A 1997-nucleotide genomic window follows, 5' to 3' on the forward strand; every position below is an offset into this window, starting at 1 on the left:
CACGTCCGGTTCTGAAGGAGAGGTGCCGGGGACAATACCCCGCATCGACTCTAACCATCCCTTCTTGATGCAGTCGCTCATGGGGGGAACCCCCAAGACCGCGCTGCATCGCTTACCAATCCCTTGCCATTAAGTTTTATTTAGAATCCCCTAAAACCTCCTTTAAAGCACTCAAAACTTGCTCAACATTCTCTTGCCGAGAGTTATAACCCATTAAACCAATGCGCCAGACTTTCCCAGCTAATTCACCCAAGCCGCCACCAATTTCCATGTTGTAATCATCCAGCAGTTTGCGGGTAACTGCCTTGCCATCTACCCCCTCTGGTATCCGAACCGTGGTCAAGGTAGGCAAACGAAATTCTTGCTCGACGTGACATTCTAGACCCAAATCAGCCAAACCTTCCCAAAGCAATTCAGCATTAGTTTGATGCCGTTCCCAACAAGCGGTTAGTCCTTCTTGAGCAACCAATCGCAACGCTTCGCGCAAGGCGTAATTCATATTAATTGGAGCTGTGTGATGGTAGGTGCGCTCGTCACCCCAATATTTGCTCAACATCGATATATCCAAATACCAATTAGCGACTTGGGTGGAACGCTGGTGGAGTTTTTCGAGGGCACGAGCTCCCATAGTGAAAGGAGAAATGCCTGGTGGACAGCTAAGCCCTTTTTGGGAACAACTATAGGCAAGATCAATCCCCCATTCATCAATAAACAGTGGCACCCCACCTAAACTCGTGACTGTATCAACCAGCAGCAAGCAATTGAAATCTCGGCACAACTCAGCCACACCCTCAAGGGGCTGACGCGCACCCGTTGACGTTTCAGCATGAACCAAAGCTAAGACAGCAGGACGATGGGTTTCCAAACCTTCTCGGAGTTCATCAAGGGTAAAGACTTGCCCCCAAGGCTTCATTAGTTTACGAACATCAGCACCATAACGACCAGCCATATCCACGAGTCGGTGTCCAAAGTAACCATTAACCCCAACTAAAACCACATCACCTGGTTCTACTGCATTGGCTAGAGTAGCTTCCATGGCCGCACTACCTGTCCCACTCATGGGCATGGTCATCGGGTTATCAGTTTGCCAAGCGTAGCGGAGTAAGGTTTGCACTTCGTTCATCAGTGCGATGAAACGGGGATCCAGGTGACCAACTGGGGGCAGTCCCAAGGCTGTTAATATGGAGGGATGGGCATTAGATGGCCCTGGTCCGAGTAACAGCGTCGGAGGCATATCTATATCGGTCAGGGAGACTCGATTATTATCTTTGATTGATGGGGTTGAGGTCATTTATTATTTATAAGTGTTTGGTAAAGTAAGAGTTAACCAAAATAAATAATAACCCGAACGTGGCTATCCCCGTCTTTTAGGAAGTAAGGCGGGACAGGAAAACCCCTTCAGCCTCAAGCACAGAGGGGATTAAAGAGGTTAACAAAACCTAATCTGCATAGGATTCGGAAAAGATGCCAATGGCAATGGTGAGGTAAGCAGTTAAGCTGATAAGCGCGTTTGTATTTTATAGGTGAACATACTTCCTTAGAGGTTGTCTGAGAAGTCTAATTTGCTACACCTAAGCCCCCTAAATCCCCATCTGTAAAAAAGCGAAGCATCCGCTAATTCCTCCCAGAATTGGGGGGTTAGGGGGGCGGGGGACTTTTACCAGCAAATTGATTCTTGTTCCCCCCAGAATTGGGGGGCTAGGGGGGCAAAATTCAGTATCAAAAAACTTTTCAGATATCCTCTTAGGGAAAGGCAAGAGGCAAGAGTTAATCAACTATAGCGTTTCTCATAGCTATGAGGTACACATTATTTTTTCCCTCTTCCCTCTTCCCTCTTCCCTCTTCCCTNGGGGGGGCAAAATTCAGTATCAAAAAACTTTTCAGATATCCTCTTAGGGAAAGGCAAGAGGCAAGAGTTAATCAACTATAGCGTTTCTCATAGCTATGAGGTACACATTATTTTTTCCCTCTTCCCTCTTCCCTCTTCCCTCTTCCCT

At 47.2% G+C, this 1997-nt stretch carries 1 protein-coding gene; it reads right to left on the reverse strand.

Translation table 11 applies throughout. The features are described from left to right. Positions 1-136: 136 nt before the first annotated feature. Positions 137-1291, reverse strand: a complete 1155-nt coding sequence (locus BJP37_RS20800; RefSeq protein ID WP_075901626.1) for a pyridoxal-phosphate-dependent aminotransferase family protein — start codon at positions 1289-1291, stop codon at positions 137-139. Between the last annotated feature and the right edge of the window lie 706 nt (positions 1292-1997).

It is taken from the genome of Moorena bouillonii PNG (assembly GCF_001942495.1).
Classification (GTDB): Bacteria; Cyanobacteriota; Cyanobacteriia; order Cyanobacteriales; family Coleofasciculaceae; genus Moorena; species Moorena bouillonii.